Annotated in this window: 18 protein-coding genes and 2 pseudogenes; 3 read left to right on the top strand and 17 right to left on the bottom strand. The window is 38.4% G+C overall.

Translation table 11 applies throughout. The features are described 5' to 3' along the window. Window positions 1-2: 2 nt before the first annotated feature. The 6 genes from G7Y32_RS00415 to rplK all read right to left on the bottom strand — a co-directional run bounded on the left by G7Y32_RS00415 (window position 3) and on the right by rplK (window position 4596). Window positions 3-836, bottom strand: a complete 834-nt coding sequence (locus G7Y32_RS00415) for an amino acid ABC transporter substrate-binding protein (RefSeq protein WP_165209105.1) — start codon at window positions 834-836, stop codon at window positions 3-5. 166 nt (window positions 837-1002) lie between these two features. Then, entirely contained in the window at window positions 1003-1863 is an 861-nt protein-coding gene (locus G7Y32_RS00410; RefSeq protein WP_165209102.1) for a CvfB family protein, read from the bottom strand. A gap of 61 nt (window positions 1864-1924) precedes the next feature. Continuing rightward, window positions 1925-2482, bottom strand: coding sequence for a ribosome recycling factor (gene frr / locus G7Y32_RS00405; RefSeq protein WP_165209099.1), 558 nt, complete (start codon window positions 2480-2482; stop codon window positions 1925-1927). A gap of 22 nt (window positions 2483-2504) precedes the next feature. Then, window positions 2505-3236: a UMP kinase gene (gene pyrH, locus G7Y32_RS00400; protein WP_004226566.1), complete on the bottom strand. Its 732-nt coding sequence runs from the start codon at window positions 3234-3236 to the stop codon at window positions 2505-2507. A gap of 149 nt (window positions 3237-3385) precedes the next feature. Continuing rightward, window positions 3386-4075 (bottom strand): 50S ribosomal protein L1, encoded by a 690-nt coding sequence (gene rplA, locus G7Y32_RS00395; RefSeq protein ID WP_165209096.1) that lies wholly within the window; start codon window positions 4073-4075, stop codon window positions 3386-3388. A 95-nt stretch (window positions 4076-4170) separates the two neighbouring features. Continuing rightward, complete coding sequence (rplK, locus tag G7Y32_RS00390) at window positions 4171-4596, bottom strand: 50S ribosomal protein L11 (RefSeq protein WP_165209093.1); 426 nt, start codon at window positions 4594-4596, stop codon at window positions 4171-4173. Window positions 4597-4774: 178 nt separating this feature from the next. Here rplK and G7Y32_RS00385 point away from each other — a divergent pair, with 178 nt between their 5' ends. Then, window positions 4775-5134: a DUF3397 family protein gene (locus tag G7Y32_RS00385; protein ID WP_165209090.1), complete on the top strand. Its 360-nt coding sequence runs from the start codon at window positions 4775-4777 to the stop codon at window positions 5132-5134. Window positions 5135-5311: 177 nt separating this feature from the next. Here G7Y32_RS00385 and G7Y32_RS00380 read toward each other — a convergent pair whose 3' ends face one another. Further along, on the bottom strand, window positions 5312-6565 hold the full coding sequence (locus tag G7Y32_RS00380; protein WP_165209087.1) for an NRAMP family divalent metal transporter: 1254 nt from the start codon (window positions 6563-6565) through the stop codon (window positions 5312-5314). 217 nt (window positions 6566-6782) lie between these two features. Between G7Y32_RS00380 and G7Y32_RS00375 the strand changes: the two genes are divergently transcribed. Continuing rightward, window positions 6783-7613: an exodeoxyribonuclease III gene (locus G7Y32_RS00375; RefSeq protein WP_165209767.1), complete on the top strand. Its 831-nt coding sequence runs from the start codon at window positions 6783-6785 to the stop codon at window positions 7611-7613. Between the two features lie 143 nt (window positions 7614-7756). Here the strand turns inward: G7Y32_RS00375 and G7Y32_RS00370 are convergent, their stop codons facing one another. From G7Y32_RS00370 to G7Y32_RS00360, 3 genes are read right to left on the bottom strand one after another with little or no spacing between them, the layout of a single operon-like run. Next, entirely contained in the window at window positions 7757-8494 is a 738-nt protein-coding gene (locus G7Y32_RS00370) for an ABC transporter permease (RefSeq protein WP_165209084.1), read from the bottom strand. A 1-nt stretch (window position 8495) separates the two neighbouring features. Further along, complete coding sequence (locus G7Y32_RS00365; RefSeq protein WP_165209081.1) at window positions 8496-9248, bottom strand: ABC transporter permease; 753 nt, start codon at window positions 9246-9248, stop codon at window positions 8496-8498. 13 nt (window positions 9249-9261) lie between these two features. After that, window positions 9262-10173 (bottom strand): ABC transporter ATP-binding protein, encoded by a 912-nt coding sequence (locus G7Y32_RS00360; protein WP_165209078.1) that lies wholly within the window; start codon window positions 10171-10173, stop codon window positions 9262-9264. A 764-nt stretch (window positions 10174-10937) separates the two neighbouring features. On the opposite strand from G7Y32_RS00360, the pseudogene G7Y32_RS10325 reads away from it, so the two are divergent. Further along, a pseudogene (locus tag G7Y32_RS10325) lies at window positions 10938-11176 on the top strand (exodeoxyribonuclease III); the annotation flags it as partial. A gap of 63 nt (window positions 11177-11239) precedes the next feature. Here the strand turns inward: G7Y32_RS10325 and G7Y32_RS00355 are convergent. From G7Y32_RS00355 to G7Y32_RS00325, 7 genes and pseudogenes are all read right to left on the bottom strand, one after another. After that, entirely contained in the window at window positions 11240-13282 is a 2043-nt protein-coding gene (locus G7Y32_RS00355) for a M13 family metallopeptidase (protein ID WP_165209075.1), read from the bottom strand. A 184-nt stretch (window positions 13283-13466) separates the two neighbouring features. Beyond that, a pseudogene (locus G7Y32_RS00350) lies at window positions 13467-14075 on the bottom strand (alpha/beta hydrolase); the annotation flags it as partial. Between the two features lie 34 nt (window positions 14076-14109). Next, window positions 14110-14832 (bottom strand): ABC transporter, encoded by a 723-nt coding sequence (locus tag G7Y32_RS00345; protein ID WP_165209072.1) that lies wholly within the window; start codon window positions 14830-14832, stop codon window positions 14110-14112. A gap of 1 nt (window position 14833) precedes the next feature. Further along, window positions 14834-15508 (bottom strand): ABC transporter ATP-binding protein, encoded by a 675-nt coding sequence (locus G7Y32_RS00340; RefSeq protein WP_165209069.1) that lies wholly within the window; start codon window positions 15506-15508, stop codon window positions 14834-14836. A 74-nt stretch (window positions 15509-15582) separates the two neighbouring features. Further along, window positions 15583-16770 carry a hypothetical protein gene (locus tag G7Y32_RS00335; protein WP_241154179.1) on the bottom strand — a complete coding sequence of 396 codons (1188 nt, stop codon included), beginning with the start codon at window positions 16768-16770 and terminating at the stop codon, window positions 15583-15585. A gap of 504 nt (window positions 16771-17274) precedes the next feature. Further along, window positions 17275-18138 carry an Rgg/GadR/MutR family transcriptional regulator gene (locus G7Y32_RS00330; RefSeq protein WP_165209764.1) on the bottom strand — a complete coding sequence of 288 codons (864 nt, stop codon included), beginning with the start codon at window positions 18136-18138 and terminating at the stop codon, window positions 17275-17277. 301 nt (window positions 18139-18439) lie between these two features. Further along, window positions 18440-18793 (bottom strand): arsenate reductase family protein, encoded by a 354-nt coding sequence (locus G7Y32_RS00325; RefSeq protein ID WP_165209066.1) that lies wholly within the window; start codon window positions 18791-18793, stop codon window positions 18440-18442. Between the last annotated feature and the right edge of the window lie 5 nt (window positions 18794-18798).

Raw genomic sequence — 18798 nt, 5'->3', positions numbered from 1 at the left:
ATTTATTTTTTAGCAGGTACCTTCATTTCCTTGGCTGTAGGAATATAATCTTTATTGCCTAAATGCTTTTCTGCTAACTTCGCTAAGGTACCATCCTTCTGTAGCTTTTCTAGACGCTTGTTGACATAGCTTTGCAAATCCTTTTGATCGCTAGAGAAAACGAAGTAGATAAATGGTTTTTGCTCAGAAGGTACATCAATGGTCTTCAAATTTGACAGATTCTGACTCTTAATAACTGAATTAACAGTCGGAGCATCAAAGAGTTTAAAATCAAACTTACCATCATTCAAGCTGCCTAAGATCTGAGTAACATCTTCTTCTGTATAATTGATGTCAACCGGATTATCACTGTGCTTCTTATTATAGTCTTCTAATTGTTTAGCGGTCGTTGTCCCTTGAACAACTTGAGTAGAATGACCAGCAATATCATCGTAAGATTTAATATCACTATCCTTAGGCACAGTCAAAACAGTTGGAGTTGTTCCTGTTGGCTCAGAATAGAGATACTTCTTAGCGCGATCAGTAGAGTAAGAAATGTTGTTACCGCCCATTTGATATTTGCCAGAATCCAACCCAGCAAAGACTGATGACCATTCAGTTTTCTTGAACTCAACCTTATATTTATCAGAGCCCTTAAAAACGGCCTTGGCCACTTCAATATCGTAGCCAGTCAAATTACCGTTCTTGTCTTCATAAGAGAAGGGAGCGGTAGTTCCTACAGTTGCAAAATTGACAGTCTCTTTTCCACCAGATGCTCCCTTAGAACTGCAGGCTGCCAAAATGGCAACAGAGGCCACAGCTACGGCACCTAATTTCACAATATTTTTAAGTTTCATAAAAAACTCCTTACAATTTTAATTGTAAACTCATGATATCATCTTTAAGCTAGGCAAACAATTATTTAAAACTTATCAAGCGATAGACAATTTTTATCACCCTTTAATCTTTCTCTATCAGAACAATCCGAACTAAGAAAAAGCCGAGCCAAAACGGCTCAGCCCACTAACCTTTAATCAGTTCTGTCCCAGTTGGATCCTGCTTTATCTTACCACTTTTCATGAGCCCCCCCAAAGCCTTCTTGAATTGTCCTTTAGAAATACCGAAGGTCGCTTTAATATCCTCTGGAGAAGATTTATCATTCAAGGTCATAAAACCGCCATGACTTTCCAGATAGACCAAAATCATCTGAGCATCATTTTCCAGCATCTCAAAGGAGCGTGGCTTCAGCGAAAGATTGAGAGTACGATCAACGTGACGGTAACCAATGACACGCGCTTCCAGCTCCTGACCAAGACGGGGCTCTGAATAACGTTCACTCGGATGGATAAAGCCCAGCATGTTATTATCAGGCAGGTAGACGAAAGTTCCTGACAGTTTGAGACGATAGACGATGGCCCGCAACTTCTCATTCTGCATATTGTCGTAAGCAGGGCCAGCCATCTTTTGGAAGACTTCTGCTTGAGCTGGGAGAGCCCAGATACGGTCCTTTTTATCAACCTCTAATTTTACATAGAGCTTATCCCCTTTCTTAGGCCAAAGTTCCTTGATATCAGGCAAGACATCTAAAGAGACCACAACTTCCTTATCAGGCAGGCCCGTATCGAGGAAGATACCTAAATCTCTACGGACATTGGTCACCACACCCCAGCCATAGCTATCCTGAGTAGCAGAGACCTTAAGAGTTGTCAGGCGAAGCTTTTGACGCTGGTCTAAGTAAACAAATCCTTGAATCATCTGGCCCAGTTGGTACTCCCCTTCCTTTTTATCCAAGGCTAGAGTCAAGCCATCTTTTTGCACATAGTAATAGTGATCATTTTGGTCTGTCACCATAGCTGTGATCGTTTTTGCTAGTAAATTGTTCATCTTATTTCCTCATTGACTAAAAAGGTCCGAGACGCTCTTGTCCCAGACCCCCTCAGTGCCATTAAACGGTTAGCAATTCTTTTTCTTTTTCGTTGGTCATGCTATCAATCTTCTTGACAGCTTCATCGGTTGCTTTTTGGATATCCTTTTCCAATGACTTAAGTTCGTCTTCGGTAATTTCCTTAGCCTTCTCTTGCTTCTTAGCCTCATCCATAGCATCACGGCGGATGTTACGGATAGCAATCTTAGCATTTTCACCAACCTTTTTCACTTCCTTAGCCAGCTCTTTACGTGTTTCTTCGGTCAAGGACGGAATAACTAAGCGAATAACAGAACCATCATTAGCAGGGTTAATACCGAGGTCTGATTCATTAATCGCCCGTTCAATATCTTTGATAGAGTTTTTATCAAATGGTGAAATCAAAAGGACACGAGCTTCTGGTACTGTGATAGAAGCCAATTGATTGAGGGGAGTTGGAGCCCCATAATAATCCACTTCGATGCGGTCCAAAAGGCTAGCGTTTGCTCGACCAGCGCGGATAGCTGAGAACTCACGAGCCAGTGACTCATGCGAGTGTTTAAAACGATCGTTTGCTTTATCAATAATTGAATTTGCCATTATACTTTTTTCCTTTTCTTCCTTAATTTGATGATTTGTTAGAAACAGTTGTGCCGATGGATTCCCCAAAAACGACGCGTTTGATATTGCCAGATTCGTTCATATTGAAGACAACCAAGTCAATATCATTGTCCATAGACATTGTAGCGGCTGTTGCATCCATAATCTTGAGACCGCGTTTGATAACTTCTACATGAGTCAATTCATCAAACTTGACGGCATCAGCATTCTTGCGGGGATCATCATTGTAGACACCATCAACACCGTTCTTAGCCATGAGAATGGCATCAGCTTCAACTTCGGCAGCCCGGAGAGCTGCAGTTGTATCAGTCGAGAAATAAGGAGAACCAATACCGGCACCGAAGATAACAATCCGCCCTTTTTCCAGATGCCGCAAAGCTCGACCGCGAATGTAAGGTTCTGCCACAGATTGCATAGCAATAGCCGTCTGCACACGGGTATCAACACCAACCTGCTTGAGACTATCTGCCATAACCAAGGCATTCATGACCGTTCCCAGCATGCCGGTATAATCAGCCTGAACCCGATCCATACCAGCCGCTGCCGCTGGTTCGCCCCGCCAGAGGTTACCGCCACCAATGACCAAAGCAATTTGGATCCCTAATTCATGCACTTCAGCGATTTCCTTAGCCATAGCTTGGACGGTTGGCAAATCAATGCCAACACCTTTGGAACCCGCCAAGGCTTCACCAGAAAGCTTAATTAAAACGCGTTTATACTTGGGTTCTACCATTATTCCTTCTCCTCATATTTTATCCCTACTATTTTATCATAAAAGAAAGTTTTCTCCTAGCAGTTTAAAAAATAATTCTACTCAAAAAATTCTTGAACAACTGTAAAAAAAAGAGACTGGATATTCCAATCTCTTTTGACAATAAAACATTAAAGCGAGTTATTATCTACCTTAATTCCCACACCTTGAGTAGTGGTAATAGCAAGGTTAGTGATGTAAGCACCTTTAACAGTTGCTGGTTTAGCTTTCACGATCACATCATTGAAAGCCTTGAAGTTTTCAACCAACTTATCAGCATCAAAAGATACTTTACCAATGATAGCTTGTACGTTACCAGCCTTGTCAGCACGATAAGTAATTTTACCGCCCTTAGACTCTTCAACGGCTTTGGCAACATCCATCGTTACTGTACCAGTCTTAGGGTTTGGCATGAGGTTACGTGGTCCAAGGACACGTCCAAGGCGACCAACAATCGCCATCATGTCAGGTGTTGCGATAACAACATCGAAGTCTAACCATCCATCATTGATTTTCGCAACAAGATCATCTTCACCAACAAAGTCGGCACCAGCAGCTTTCGCTTCTTCAGCTTTAGCACCACGCGCAAATACAAGAACGCGCTGTGTTTTACCAGTACCGTTTGGCAATACCATTGCCCCGCGAATTTGTTGATCAGCTTTTTTAACATCAATGTTAAGGTTGTAAGCAACTTCCACTGTTGCGTCAAATTTTGCAAAGTTTGTTTCTTTTGCCAATGCTACAGCTTCTTCAACGCTGTATGCTTTTGAAGTATCTACCTTCTCCAAGGCAGCACGCATTTGTTTGCTTTTTTTAGCCATGTTATCTATTCTCCTTGTGTTATGTGGTCCTATCGATTTTCATCTTCCACACCGTCATCGAGATCCGATGATATCAGGTGCAGCCCGATTCACACTTAATCAGTAACAGTGAATCCCATTGAACGTGCAGTCCCTTCGATCATACGCATAGCTGATTCGATGTTGGCAGCGTTCAAGTCAGGCATTTTTGTTTCAGCAATTTCTTGCACTTGTGCACGTGTTACTGAAGCAACTTTTGTTCGGTTTGGTTCACCTGAACCTTTTTCGACACCTGCAGCCTTTTTCAAAAGAACAGCAGCTGGTGGAGTTTTAGTGATGAAATCAAATGATTTGTCTTCATACACAGAGATAACAACTGGGATCAGCATACCAGCTTGGTCAGCTGTACGAGCATTAAACTCTTTAGTGAATCCCATGATATTGATTCCGGCTTGACCAAGTGCAGGACCAACCGGTGGAGCTGGTGTAGCTTTACCAGCAGGAATTTGAAGTTTTACGACATTTTCGACTTTTTTAGCCATTTGTAATTTCCTCCTTTGTGGTTTTGGCGGTAAGGAAAGATTTTTACCTCCCACAAGTATATCTGGATAACCAGACACACCTTTAATATTATACAGAAATACGCTGATTTTGCAAGGATTTTTGACTTTTTCCTTAGAATAAGTTTACTTTATTCTCTAATCAGGATAAAATAGTCTTATGATATATATTCTCGCAATTCTTTACTTCTTTTTAGTCCCATTTTTAGCCCAATCACTGGTGCGTTATTTCGACCTCAAACGATTTAGTATCAAATTTCCCGACCTCTCCTTGCCCTTCTTAGCTTGGGCTATTATTCATTATTCAGGCACTTATTTTACCCACAGCCTCTTCCCTCAGTATCTCCTGATGATGTGCCTCTTGGCTGTTGCAACATGCCTTTTCATTGTCCGTCGTAATCGGAACAGCAGGCGGAAAATATTCTCTTACCAGCGATTCTTCAAGCTGTTTTGGCGGATGGGCTATCTGCTAACTGCCATCTTCTACATTGTTACAGTCATTTTGATTGCCCTTCGATAAGATAAAAAAATCGGACATCCAAAAGGAAATCCGATTTTTCTATGCTGTTCACTTGTATTCAATATCTTAAATGTGAGGGTGAGACAGACGGCCATGACGGCTTTGCCCTCATCCACAAAGTATTGTAATTTGGGAAGATTACGTATTAGAGATAAGCCTTTTTCCCGACTTCTTGTCTTAAATATGGCCCGTCAGCCAAGCAACAATAAAGAAGATAGCAAATCCAAAGAGATAAATCAAACCTGCGATAGAGAGCCACTTGAGCCATGAGGCAATTTTATGACCGTCATTAATAACCAGCTTATAATTGAGATAAGCAAAGAAAGGTGTGGTGATAAAGGAAGCAATCATGGAGAATCTTACCATATTAGCCACATTTCCGGAGAAAAAGTAAACAACAATAAGACCGATTGCTGCAGTGGCAGTCATCCAAATATTAAGAGCCTTTTGGGATGAATTTTCTCTGTCTAAAATCAAACGCAGAGTTTCATTATTAGCTCGAGAATATCCATCAATAACGGTGATAACTGTACCAAAAATACACAAGAAAGCAATCAGAGCAATCAAGAAACGAGCCCAATCTCCCAAAACGGATGTGTACATCTTAATAAATTGGGCAATATAAGGAGCCGAAGCCCCTTGAATAGCCTTGCCTGAGCCAAATTGAATCAAGGCTCCCAAAGCAAGGAAAATCAAAGCCAAAATAGCTGTTCCGATGTAGCCCACATTAAAATCGAAGAGACCGTCCAAATAGGACATCTTAACGCTCTTTCGTTTTTCTGCTGACCACATAGAATTAATAGCAGAAATTTCAATTGGAGCTGGCATCCACCCCATTAGAGAGACAATAAAGGGCAAGGCCGCTAAACGCCAAGGCGTGGGGGCTACAAAATTAGGAGCATATTCACGGTGTTTAAACATAGCAATCACGACTGCTGCTACCGTCGCCAGAGTTAAGGCCGTCATGACCCATTTAGCCAAGCCGTCTAGGAATTTATAACCGCCAATTAAGAGCATAGCCCAAATTAAGACAATCAAAATGGTAGTCAGCTGAGAAATACTCAGACCAAAGCCATTTGGAAAAATATTATAAAGGATGGCCGCACAGAGAATACCAACAGCTGCTGTGTTGACAATAGCCGAAAAAACATTCAGGATAAAGAAAACCCAAAGAGTCAGTTTTCCCCGCTCTGCATAACCTTCAATCAATGTTTTACCAGTCTGCATGGTATATTCCGAACCAAAGCGGAAGAAAGGATACTTAAAAACATTAATCAAGAGGATAACAATGGCCAACTGCCAGCCATAAATAGCACCGGCTTGAGTTGAAGAAACGATATGGGAACCACCGACGGCCGCTGAAGCCATCAAGATTCCAGGTCCCATAGCCCTGAGTTTTGTCTTCCAAGTGGATGTCACTTGTTCTGTCATAAAGCTACCTCGCAATTCCATAATTTTCTGACTTTTCTGTCAAATGTGCTTCCTATTATAAAGTCTTCTAAAACTACTGTCAAGACTATTTTTGAAATTTTCTGTAAATTTTTGTAACTTTAACAGGTTTACTTCTCATGACCTATTCAGCCAAATAATTCACAGCCTGCTGACCAATCTGCTATAATAGAGGAAATTTGAAAAAAAGGATATGACTATGAAACTTATTTCTTGGAATATAGATTCGCTCAATGCAGCTCTAACAAGCGATTCAGCTCGGGCACTTCTTTCGCGTCAAGTTCTCGATACACTTATTGCACACGATGCAGATATCATCGCCATTCAAGAGACAAAACTATCAGCCAAAGGACCAACCAAAAAGCATATACAAGTCCTAGAGGATTATTTCCCAGACTACAGTCGTGTCTGGCGCTCATCTGTCGAACCCGCTCGTAAGGGGTATGCAGGCACCATGTTCCTCTATAAAACCAGCCTGCCAAAACCAGTTATCACTTATCCAGAAATAGACGCTCCTTCCACCATGGATAGTGAGGGGCGGATTATTACCTTAGAATTTGATGACTTCTTCGTCACTCAAGTCTATACCCCAAATGCCGGAGACGGGCTCAAACGCTTGGACGAACGCCAGATATGGGATCAAAAGTACGCCGATTACCTAGTCCAACTTGATGCCCAAAAGCCTGTCCTTGCTAGTGGTGACTACAATGTCGCCCACAAAGAAATTGACCTCGCTAATCCCAATAGCAACCGCCGTTCTCCCGGCTTCACCGACGAAGAACGTGAAGGCTTCACGAACCTGCTTGCTAAAGGCTTTACCGATACCTTCCGCCATGTGCACGGAGATATCCCAGATCGCTACACTTGGTGGGCACAGCGCAGTAAAACCAGCAAAATCAACAATACCGGCTGGCGCATTGACTACTGGCTGACCAGCAACCGCATCACCAATAAAATTATCAAATCTGATATGATCGACTCGGGCGACCGCCAAGACCACGGACCGATTTTGCTGGAGATAGAGTTATAACATTCCATATAGAAAAGCCACCTATACAAAATGGTATGGTGGCTTATTTGTATTATTGAAGTTAATGTTTATTACTATTAACACGATAGACCTTACTATCCATAGAAATAAAGTGCCTCACATCTTATCTTCCTATTGAACCATTAGGATACTATTTTTTTAAGATGACGAATCTGTAAAAAGCTAGCTCCTAAAACAAGTAACACAGTATAGAGAATCAGTCTCAGCCATTCAAAACTTGTAATCTCTGGATTAACAGCAGTCATCTGATTCATGGAAGCGGCCAGTTTAGCAAAAGGGAGCACATAACCTAATTCTGGGACTATATGTTGCGCCGTTAAAATAAATCCAAACACACCGATCACCATAGCTAGGGCAACAGGTGGAGCAAAACTTTTGATCCGCAAAGACAAGTAGGTCTGAATAGCAACTAGTGATACTGAAAAAAGGCTAGCTAAAATGGCCCATAAAAGCAGGGGTGTTGGAAAAGCCATCTCAAATTTAAAGAGGAGCCCACTGATGGCATAAAGACTCAAAAAATATAATTGCGATATTAAAATTAAGCCAAAGGCAACGATTATTTTTGCCCAAACAATACTAGAAAATGAGTAAGCAGATGTTAAAAGAAGTTTTAAACTATTACGCTTGTGCTCACTATTCCAAATATAGGCGCACACAATACCGATCATACCTGGAAAGAAAAAACTTCCGTAGAAAAGATAAACTTGGGTCCATAGGCTAAGCCATTCTCGTTTAAGAACTCCAATATTACCAGCAAAATTAACACTGCCATAAACAACTGATAAGAGTGGCAGAACCAAAAGTGGTAGCCAGAAACGAGCTCGTCGCAGTTTTAGCAGTTCAATCTTTATTAGAGCCATCCTAATCACCAACCTTTACATGTTTGCCTAATTGAAAGAGAACAATCCCAAGAATAAGAGAAGCTATAAGAGGAAAAGCATTGAAACTTCTCAGATGTCCAATAAATTCACTGCCCACCCTCTCCATATCAACTGATATTAAAAGGCCATACCAACTGTAAATCCAGATATGAGCAAATCCTTTAGAAATAAAGAGAACAAGCAGACCAACCAAAGACCCCACAAGAGCAATTGATAGACTGATGAGCTGATTGCTCCATTTTAGAGATAAAAGGTAGTGCAAGAGGAGCACTACGGCTGACACCAAAACCATAGAAAAAGCAAAAAGCCCCAGACGCGCCAGTGGAATATTGACAGTAAACCCATGAATTTTAACCAATAGCAGGATGATTACCCATTCAATAACTTGAGATACTAAGTAACAAAGGTAAATACAGGTAAATTTAACGGCGTAAATAGAACTATAATGGACTCCGCTGCTGTAAAGCATCTTCCACATCTTATGACGATTTTCCAATTGCACCGCCATACTGGCTAGACTAGCCAATATAATCGGAGCAGAAATAATTTTGAAAACAGCATTGTTGTCAAACACTTGATAAAGTTTTACGATATCCCCTAGTTGGTCCGCTCCTTTTACCCGAAAGATCACAAGGGCACAGATGGCAACATTTATGATAACAGAAAGTCCCAGCAAACGCACAACAGGCAGACCATGATATTTTCGCATTTCTATCTGAAATAATTTTTTCATCGTAAACACCGCCTTACAAAGTATCTTCGGCCGTAAAGTCAATGAATAGCTCTTCGAGAGACTTGGTTACCTCATAAATACGATAGACATCCACATCAGCAGCCAATAAACGTTTGACAATCTCTGCTATCTGCTCATCCGATAAATGCGGTAGAAGCAAGCCTTGTTCAGTCGCTTTGACATCATTCGGCGCAAAGTCCAGTAAAGATACCACAAGCTCGTCATCTGAAGTTTTCAAACAAATATTGCTGCTGTGTTGACTCTTAAACTGCTCAATTGTCCCTTGGTAGAGTAGCCTTCCCTTACCAATAATCCCTATCTGAGTCACCATTTTTTCAATCTCATCCAGAGCATGTGAGGAAATCATCACAGTCGTGTTAAATTTTTGAGGCAACGCACGAATAAGCTTGCGGATCTCTTCACGCGCCTGCGGATCAAGACCATTGGTTGGTTCGTCAAGAACAATCAGTTTAGGACGCCCCATAATTGCCATAGCTATCCCCAAACGCTGCTTCATCCCCAATGAATAATGCTTGACCTGTTTATTTTTATTCTCTGTCAAATGGACAGTGGCCAGAGCTTCAATAACATCTTGATCCTTCAGATTTTTCAGCTCTTTAAGGATCTGCAAATTCTCGTAGCCCGTTAGATTATCATAGTAGGCAGGCTCTTCAATGAGAGAACCAATCTGCTTCAAAATAGCGGTACGATTGCTTTCACTCATAACAGAACCTGCGACATTAACCTGACCAGATGTTGGTGTCAGAAGCCCACAAATCATTTTCATAATAGTGGATTTTCCAGCACCATTTGGACCAATCAAGCCATAGATTTCTCCCTGCTCAATTTTTAGATGATTAAGATCAACAGCCGTTTGCTGTCCAAAAGTCTTTCTGACTTGGTTGAGTTCAATCATTGTTGTCATATCAACTAGTTATCCTTTCATAAGATACAAAGGGCGCCCGCGGATAAAGTTAAAATAGGGAGTACGACGACGAATCACTAAGGATTCTAGGAGGACTCATCTTTTTGACACAATCCGCAGCCCGTGTTCAATTGACAAAGTATCGCTAAGACCTTAGGTCTTGCTCTACTACACAAACTACTATGATAGTTTGCTATGCCAATTACTAACTTCGAACCTTCGGTATAATCGACCGTAGGTTCGAAGTGCCGCAATTAACAAGATACAAAGCTGTTAAGCGACTCAAAGAATTTTAGGGAACTTGACCTAGGTGATAGGAGATAAGACACCTAGGAAATTTTATTTAATTCCATAGGAGTGTAGGCGTGTTCAATTGCCTCATATCTAATGACAGTTTACTAAAAAGCATGCTCCAACAACCTTACAGCTGTCCCTAGTTTTCTTACAATTTTGTAAGGATCTAAAGTTTCTGGATGATGTTTTATTATTAAAATCTTCGTTGCTAAGTAACTCTTAATCTTATTACTTCTTGATTTTCGTTTTTAGGAATCAAAATTTTTGATACAAGGTATACAAGTTATTTAAATAATCTAGGCAAACAAAAAATAAGGCAGTAACCAATACCGGCTACTGTCTTATAACATTATTTTAGAAAAAATTCTTGATATCCTTGAAATGTAACATTACATACCTCTCACCAAGAATGCAATCTCACTAAGTCAAACCAAACGCTGTTTTTTTGACTTCATCGATAAAGATTATAGGGCTTCACTACTACGCTAGCCCAGAGTTTCACCGACACTTTCTACTATAAGTGCAGTGACATTATATCTACTCCTGATAGACGCGGCGCAGTAAAATCAATAAAGCCAACAACACCGGCTGGCGCATCGACTACTGGCAGACCAGCACCCGCACCGCCGATAAAATCATCAAATCCGATATGATCAACTCAGGCGACCGCCAAGACCACGGACCGATTTTGCTGGAGATAAATCTCTAATACTAGACGCAAAAATTCCTACTCAAATGAGATAGGAATTTTTTTTTAGCTAAGACAAGATAATTACCAAATAGTTAAGCGGTCCTTCTTATCCATATACATCTTGTCGCCTTTTTTAATATCATAAGCCTTGTAGAAATCATCCATGTTTTTGACAACCTGGTTAACCCGTAGTTCAGCTGGAGCGTGAACGTCTGTAGGAATCACTGATTTATAATATTGAACATATCCGACCTCACGAAAGCTAACAGCATAACTCTCAAAGAAATCTTTCAGCTGAGATGAAGTATTCTGTTCTTTTAAAGCTTGCAGAGCGACATTGGCACCACTCAAATCGGCAGCATTTTCAGTTACAGTCTGCTTAGCATTGACCTTAACACCAGCGTACTCCAGACCATTCCATTGCTTAATCAAAGTATTAATCTTCTTATCAAAAGCCTTGCGGTCTGCCTTAGTCCACCAGTTCTTATGATTGCCATTTTTATCATAGTTGGCACCATTACTGTCAAATGCGTGACTGATTTCGTGACCAATGACAATCCCAATACCACCATAGTTATCTTCATCACTATTCTTTTTCGAATAAAATGGATCCTGCAAAATAGCAGCATCTAAATTAATAGAATTATTCGTTGGATCATAGAAGGCATTAACATCAAAAGAAGAAACTCCATCTGCTTGTTCATTGACAGGCTGATCATATTTTGAAAATTGATAGGACATCCATTTCTTGGTAATTTCCATATCATTATCAAGAAGAGACTTAGATTTATCAATTGAAATATTTTGATAAAAATCCTTTTCGACATAATCGGAATAACCGATGTTATAGGTAATACTATCCAGCTTCTCAATAGCCTTATTCTTGGTAGCTTGAGATAGCCAGCTATTATTCTCCAGACGTTTCTTATAGGTTTTAGTGATGTTTTTAACCATCTTTGTCACATCATCCTTAGTCTTTTGACCAAAATGCTCTTGACCGTAATAAACACCCAGACTATCTGAAAATGATTGAGAGACCAAGTTATAAGCTAGCTTCTTCTGGCTTGGAAGCTGACTTTGTCCTGTCATCATCGTTTGATACTTACCGGCATCTTCTTGCGTAGAGCGATCCAGATAGTTTGTCATGTTCATAGCGTTTTGAACTAAGATCCAAGCCTTGACCTCTTTAAAATTTTTCTGATTGATAAACTTACTGAGGGCTTTAAAATACTTAGGATTGGTCACATTCACCTTGTCGACCGAATGTCCAACCAAATTACTACCCAAGCCCATCAAGTCCAAATCTTTTGAATAAGATTTGAACTGATTAGTAGAAACTTCATGATAGATTTTTGTTTGATCTGAAGCATCTTCTGCTGACATGCGATATTTAGCCATCTTCTTATCCAAGGAAATAGTTTGCTCAACCATCTTTTCGGACTCAGACTTACTGTAACCCATATCCTTCATAACAGCTGTCGCCGCCTCTTTATAGGCCCTGAAATATTGCTGAGATTGATTCTTATCCCTATAAATGCTGGTATCAGGAAGAATTCCACCAGTTTCACTGTAACTTAAAATATAGCGACTGGTATCAGTATCTTGGGGAACCAGAGAAACATTAACGGGCAGCACCATCCCTTCCATTGCCAGATCTTTATAAGATTGATTGAGCTGAGAAAGACTATCAAGATCATCCAGTTGCTTAAGGTATTTCTGAGCTGGCTTAGTACCAGTTTTATTGCGGGTCTTACTGTCTGCCGCCATAGAATAGTAGTCGATAACCACATTCATCCCATCAACCTTGGTAGACTTTTTCTTAGCAACCAGTCCATCCAAATCTGATATAAGCTGCTTGTCCGCCTTGTCCTGAAGCTCTTCAGTAACACCTTGTGTCGCTCTATCCTTAGGAATCTTTGTTTTGGTTAAATAGTCCTTATTGATATATTGGAAAAAATTGGACTGAGCCGTTGCGTCCTTATCAAAGCCCGCCTTGTGAGGAATGAAATTCTGATAGGCATAGTAACTACCACCAGCCAAAGCTAGGATTAAAACTGCTCCTGTCCCCCATAAGACTCGCTTAGTTCGTCTCTTCATCTTCTTTTTCGCTTTAGCTTTTTTCATTTTAAAAACCTTTCTCTATTGTTATACTTTCTTGGTACAATTGTATAGTAGAACAACTATATCACAAAAATATTTCTAATACATTAACGAAAAATAACATAAATTTAGATTATTCAAATAATTTTTCAAAAAAACTGACCTCCTTGCCTTTGTTTAAAGAAGATCAGTTATTTTAATTAGAAAATCAAATGGTAGTCCATTGTTTCACACTAGCCACCTGCTTGGCATCTTCCGCAATCGTTTTCAAATCGTGATTGCCAGAATTGGGAATCACATATTCTTTACCAAGATAAACCGCTCCTAACCATCGCATAGCATTATTGAACCAGTCTTTTTGGGTTGTGATACGGATAACATCACCCGTAAAAGCCTTGATATCACTCTTAATATCCGCAATAGTTCGCTGAGCCTCAGCCTTATTGGAAGGGAGATTAAATTTTCCCTGAAGGTTTTCCCGAAGGGAATCATAAGCTTTATTCCCTAAATAGGCAACAGATGGAATATAAAGCGGGGCTGCATTATAAACAACCGTTGTGGCAACATTCTTTTTCAAGGCTACCCGCTGAGCGACATTGCCACCCAAGGAATGACCGGTAATAACAATGTTCCCAGCCCCATACTGGTTGGCAATCTTATCGTAAAAATCATAAGCTGGCTGGTAATGTTGCCCATGTGCTAAACCAATCCCAATTAAATCGGCTCCCAGAGCATCTTGCAATTCATTGCCATCATTATTAGTAGCTGTATAAGCGATAATAACCTTACTGCTGGCTTTATCTCGAAAGGCAGTCCCCCGACCCCTATTTCTAATCTAAATTATGTTTTATTCATTTAGCTGATCTTTGTTTCAACTGACCATGCGGGATCAAGAAATACAACACAAGAATATTAAGGAAAAATGTTACTATGAACAAAAGAATATCACTTGTTTTAACGGGATTATCTCTTATTAGTTCATTGATAAGATTACTATAGTAGTAGCCTGGAAATATCATTTGAACTTTAGTCAAAAAATCTACAAAATTTCCTGAAGCTCCTAAGTTATTGAAAGGAATAATCATCAAAGCTGCTAAAATAATAATCGGAAAGCTAACTGTATCAATAATTTTCGAATCCAATCGAACCCCCATAACAAAACCAATGATACTAAAGTAGAGCCCCATAAACATTAAAAGTAAGCACTGAACAAAAACAGTATTTGATATAGAAAAGTTAAAAAATACAACAGCCGAAAAAAGAAGAACAAAGAAAATTAGAGCATTGAGAACAATTTGGACAAAAGTCTGGTCAAAAAGATACTTCTTAACACTATAATGAGTAAATCGCGATTCAAATGAATAGAAATCAATATTAGACGAGATTCTTTTGCTAAATGTCGCTAAGCTATTACCGATAATACCAATAAAAACTGCAATCCCTAAAATAATATTAGATGAGACATCACTTTGAACATTATGCAAAAAAGCATACCAAACTACGGGAATAAAAATCGTGAATAGCAAAAACCGTTTGTTCCGTATGACCTGTTTTAACTGAATGAACCTTGGCATCTTACTCCTCCTTACCGTTAATAGTCCTATAAAATTCTTCAATTGTTAAACCCTGTTGATGAATAGCCTCAACTTTCTCATCAGCAAAAATCTTACCATTTTTCAAAATCAATACTCGGGAAAAAAACTTATCAATTTGATTAAAATCATGAGTTACTATTACTGAGGTTACGTTTTGTTTTTTTAGTAGTTCCCAGAACCGATCAACAGATTCTAAATCCATTCCAGTAGTTGGTTCATCAAGAAAAACCAATTTAGGATTGTTTAAAATTACTAATAATAAAGAGAGACGCCTTTTTTGTCCACCAGAAAGACTGGATACAAAGCTATCTTTCTGGTTCTTTAAGTCAACCCTATTTAGAAGACCATCAATATCTAAACTACCTAGGTGGTTCATATAAGTCTTTAAAGCTACTATTTCTTTTACCTTTAAATCATTAATCAAAATATCTTCTTGCGGCATCATGCCAATTTCACTTTGAAAATCCAATTCCGTGTCAATCGTCCCTCCATCTCGCTTCAATTGTCCGGAAATAATTTTTAACAAAGTAGTTTTGCCAGCACCATTACTTCCCAACAAAGCAATTCGCTCACCATCTTCAATTGAAAGAGAAATATCTTGTAAAATCTTATTCGTTGCACCAAATGCTTTTTCAATATTAGTTAATGTAAACATCTACATCTCCTTTTTACTATGTACGGAATTACACCTGCTTCGTTGTGAATTCTTACTTTTACCACGATTAATAGCTATTCACCAGAATTTGTATTTTTACTTTCAAGAATAAATTCTATTAGATGATCCTGATTAAACTCAGGTTGAGGTGCTTCGAGCGTTACCCAGTCTACCTTTTTAACATAATCTATAAGATTCTCTAGCCCCAAAGAACTATTTAGATTTACGAAAATTGGTTTTTTTATTTTATTTTTGAAATTACTATCAATAAAAAATTCTCTAACAAATAATGAAGAGTAGGGGCAGATTTTTTTTAGCCCCAGTAAAACTTGAGCATTATTTTGACTATCATTAAAAATTTTTCTCAGAAACTTCGTTCGCACTAACGTTTTCCTTCTGGATAAAATAATTTCTTTATCTAGAAAATAAATCTGAGGAGAATCAAAAACATCTAAATCCTTATTCTCTGCATATTTCTTTCTTAAAACCAAATCAGACAAGTCAAAATACATTCCACCTGTTAATGACAAACTATTGAACATGGCTAATGTTCTAGGAAATACTATCGGCGTCATATTTCCTAAAAATGAAAAATAAAACTCTTTGCCATGATTATCTAAAAATCTAAGACATTTTTTTGAATTGTCAACGGTTATCGTTATATCTCGGTAATCCAACTTACTTTCCTTCGAATACTCAGATAACCCCAAAACATCAAAGCTTGGATGCTCAGGCCTTTTATTAGCATTAAAGCCAAAGTAATAAGGAATATCTAGAATTTCTCCAAAATTATAATTTTGTTCAAAATCACTAACAAAAAAGTTCTCTCGATATCGATTATTAAAGATTCCTAGACCTTTATAGACATGGTTTAAATATAAACCATCTTGACCAATTTGAGCAAAGAATGCATAGGAGTGATCTGAATTATATCTTTTTGACTTTAACATTTTTAACAGTTCTTCTAAATCTTCTTCTGTAAAGAGAACGGACTGTGAATTAGATGAGCAGATTCTTTTGATAACAAAAGCTATCAAAGGATAGTCAGCAAATTCAAAAAAACCTGAACGTAGGGCACCTAAATTTATTTTTTCAAAAACAAATTCAGCCATTTCTTTAAAGAATTCATCTAAATCCATGAAATTCTTGAAAGATTTCCCATTTGGATACTGATAGACCATAAAATTATAGGACAATTCTTCAACTTTTTTAGAAGCATCAAAAATTGAGTAAAACTCACTTAAACGCTCTTTTTTACTCATGAAGTTTCTTAAAAATCTCTCTTGCCGCTGAGATAAATTAAACTTATCTTCATAAGTATCGATGGTAAGGGGAGGGATTCCCAATGTATCTACATTATACTTTCTAAAATTATTATTAGCACAGTACTAGCTAGCATTGCACTCACTAACAATAATTAGCAAATTGAAAATGTAAAATTCTAATTAAATATTTTACGCTAATAATATACCATCTCATTTACTGTCTTTTAGAAATTCGCAAATCTGATATTTTTTTTTTGAAAATTTTCATATTTGCGAATATGCCGTTTTACAAAAATTTCTTAGTAGAATAAGTATGAAGGAGGTTGAGGTGCCTTATGCTAAAAAGAATTATTTATTTCACCATTTGCTTGCCGTTTTTACTCCTACCACTTTTGTAGTTAACAAGGCAATAAAATACTTTATATTTCCATCTTTATATTCTCCCAAAAGAAAGGCACCGACTCCTTTAATAGCTCGATGCCTTTTATTATATTTTGAAAACTATTTTCTCTTTGTAATCTGTTCCAAATTTGTTTTGAGAAACATGACTAATGTAGGATTATCAAGCTTCTCTATTAAACTAATATACACTTCCACATCTGATAAATCGGCTGTTTCACCTTTAAGGTAGTTCATCACCTTCTTTAAAAAATTCAGAACCACCCTAGCAAACATATCTTGATAAGTAAGCATATTCTCAAGGTTTTCAATAAAATAAGAAGCGTGATAAAAATTTCGGTGTTCAATCAAGATAAGAATAAGATTTATTAAAACTAGTTCAGAACGTTTCTTATGCTCTGGAAGTTCCCGATACAGTTTATCTCGTTCCACAAAAGCCTTACCCAAAAAAATCAAATCATCATCGGATAAAATAAATAGAGTATTGCCAAAAAGATAAAGCTCGTACTCTGTCCACTCCTCAATAGCATAAAGATAAGAAGTTAGAAATTCCTTTTCTTCATTCGTAATTTCAAGGCTAGAATCTAGGCTATGAACTGTGGCCTTAATAATAAGTCTATTAAGCCGATTATAAACATCGTAAGTCTCTGTATCTTGATAATCTTTCAATATTTTCTTTATGCCCTTAATATTCCTTTTAGCTTGAAACTCCACAATCTTTTTGCCAGTTTTAAATAAGTCAGATTCGTGATATTGCGTCAACGCGTGACCAAATTCTGAGAAAGTCATGTGAATTCCTTCAATGGCTAAAAGAAGTTTGTCTGCCGCCAACATGGTCTTGCCCATTTCAAACTTGGATAGCTGAGAAACCGATAGATTATCACGAGCAATATCTTTCAGCTTCAGTCCTCTGGCCACTCTAAGTTCTTTATAGAGTTCGCCAAGTTCAAGTGATTTTCCCAACATCTCAATTCTCCTCCAATAAGATTCTATATATATCATTACAATGACTCATCTAGTTAGCACAATAAATTATCAGTTATAAGTGATTCTATATTTTCTAAGCTAATTTCAACGTCTGGCAAGATTTCCAATAGTCAACTTACATCTCCTCGCTCCTCCTTTATCAACACAGTTAGCGTTATGTTGATAAATCCATTATACTCGTTTTTTTTATTTTTGGATTATCGATATCATGAATTGGCGTTATTTTGTCGTGAATGGTTATTAAAAAAGCCGCCTCAAAACAAGAAGCGGTTTCAATATGCTATAGATTCAAATTTCTATAAGGGGTACGATAACCAATCTGCAAGAGTTTTCCGTCCTTCACGAGGAGAGGTCGCTTGATCAGCATACCGTCGGCTGCTAGTAAATCAGCGGCTTCCGACAGACTGATTTTATCAATCTTGTCCTTCAAATCAAGTGCTCGATAAGACTGGCCTAAGGTGTTAAAGAATTTTTTTACCTCTCCTCCACTGTCTCCAATCCATTTCTTAAGTTCCTCAGCTTTGGGCGGATTGGCCTTAATATCAATGGCTTCATAGTTCCATCCAAGTTCATCTAATTCTGCCTTAGCGCGTTTACACGTTGTGCATTTAGGATATTGATAAAAAATAATCATGTTTT

This window comes from Streptococcus tangpeifui (genome assembly GCF_011038795.1).
GTDB lineage: Bacteria > Bacillota > Bacilli > Lactobacillales > Streptococcaceae > Streptococcus > Streptococcus tangpeifui.
The sequence above is the reverse complement of the archived record's forward strand: the minus strand, read 5'-3'. Positions and strand labels throughout refer to the sequence as shown.

Bases quoted from the DNA above. Each gene is read 5' to 3' on its own strand.
- G7Y32_RS00415 (WP_165209105.1), bottom strand. From the start codon at position 836: ATGAAACTTAAAAATATTGTGAAATTAGGTGCCGTAGCTGTGGCCTCT.
- G7Y32_RS00410 (WP_165209102.1), bottom strand. From the start codon at position 1,863: ATGAACAATTTACTAGCAAAAACGATCACAGCTATGGTGACAGACCAA.
- frr (WP_165209099.1), bottom strand. From the start codon at position 2,482: ATGGCAAATTCAATTATTGATAAAGCAAACGATCGTTTTAAACACTCG.
- pyrH (WP_004226566.1), bottom strand. From the start codon at position 3,236: ATGGTAGAACCCAAGTATAAACGCGTTTTAATTAAGCTTTCTGGTGAA.
- rplA (WP_165209096.1), bottom strand. From the start codon at position 4,075: ATGGCTAAAAAAAGCAAACAAATGCGTGCTGCCTTGGAGAAGGTAGAT.
- rplK (WP_165209093.1), bottom strand. From the start codon at position 4,596: ATGGCTAAAAAAGTCGAAAATGTCGTAAAACTTCAAATTCCTGCTGGT.
- G7Y32_RS00385 (WP_165209090.1), top strand. From the start codon at position 4,775: ATGATATATATTCTCGCAATTCTTTACTTCTTTTTAGTCCCATTTTTA.
- G7Y32_RS00380 (WP_165209087.1), bottom strand. From the start codon at position 6,565: ATGACAGAACAAGTGACATCCACTTGGAAGACAAAACTCAGGGCTATG.
- G7Y32_RS00375 (WP_165209767.1), top strand. From the start codon at position 6,783: ATGAAACTTATTTCTTGGAATATAGATTCGCTCAATGCAGCTCTAACA.
- G7Y32_RS00370 (WP_165209084.1), bottom strand. From the start codon at position 8,494: ATGGCTCTAATAAAGATTGAACTGCTAAAACTGCGACGAGCTCGTTTC.
- G7Y32_RS00365 (WP_165209081.1), bottom strand. From the start codon at position 9,248: ATGAAAAAATTATTTCAGATAGAAATGCGAAAATATCATGGTCTGCCT.
- G7Y32_RS00360 (WP_165209078.1), bottom strand. From the start codon at position 10,173: ATGACAACAATGATTGAACTCAACCAAGTCAGAAAGACTTTTGGACAG.
- G7Y32_RS00355 (WP_165209075.1), bottom strand. From the start codon at position 13,282: ATGAAAAAAGCTAAAGCGAAAAAGAAGATGAAGAGACGAACTAAGCGA.
- G7Y32_RS00345 (WP_165209072.1), bottom strand. From the start codon at position 14,832: ATGCCAAGGTTCATTCAGTTAAAACAGGTCATACGGAACAAACGGTTT.
- G7Y32_RS00340 (WP_165209069.1), bottom strand. From the start codon at position 15,508: ATGTTTACATTAACTAATATTGAAAAAGCATTTGGTGCAACGAATAAG.
- G7Y32_RS00335 (WP_241154179.1), bottom strand. From the start codon at position 16,770: ATGAGTAAAAAAGAGCGTTTAAGTGAGTTTTACTCAATTTTTGATGCT.
- G7Y32_RS00330 (WP_165209764.1), bottom strand. From the start codon at position 18,138: ATGTTGGGAAAATCACTTGAACTTGGCGAACTCTATAAAGAACTTAGA.
- G7Y32_RS00325 (WP_165209066.1), bottom strand. From the start codon at position 18,793: ATGATTATTTTTTATCAATATCCTAAATGCACAACGTGTAAACGCGCT.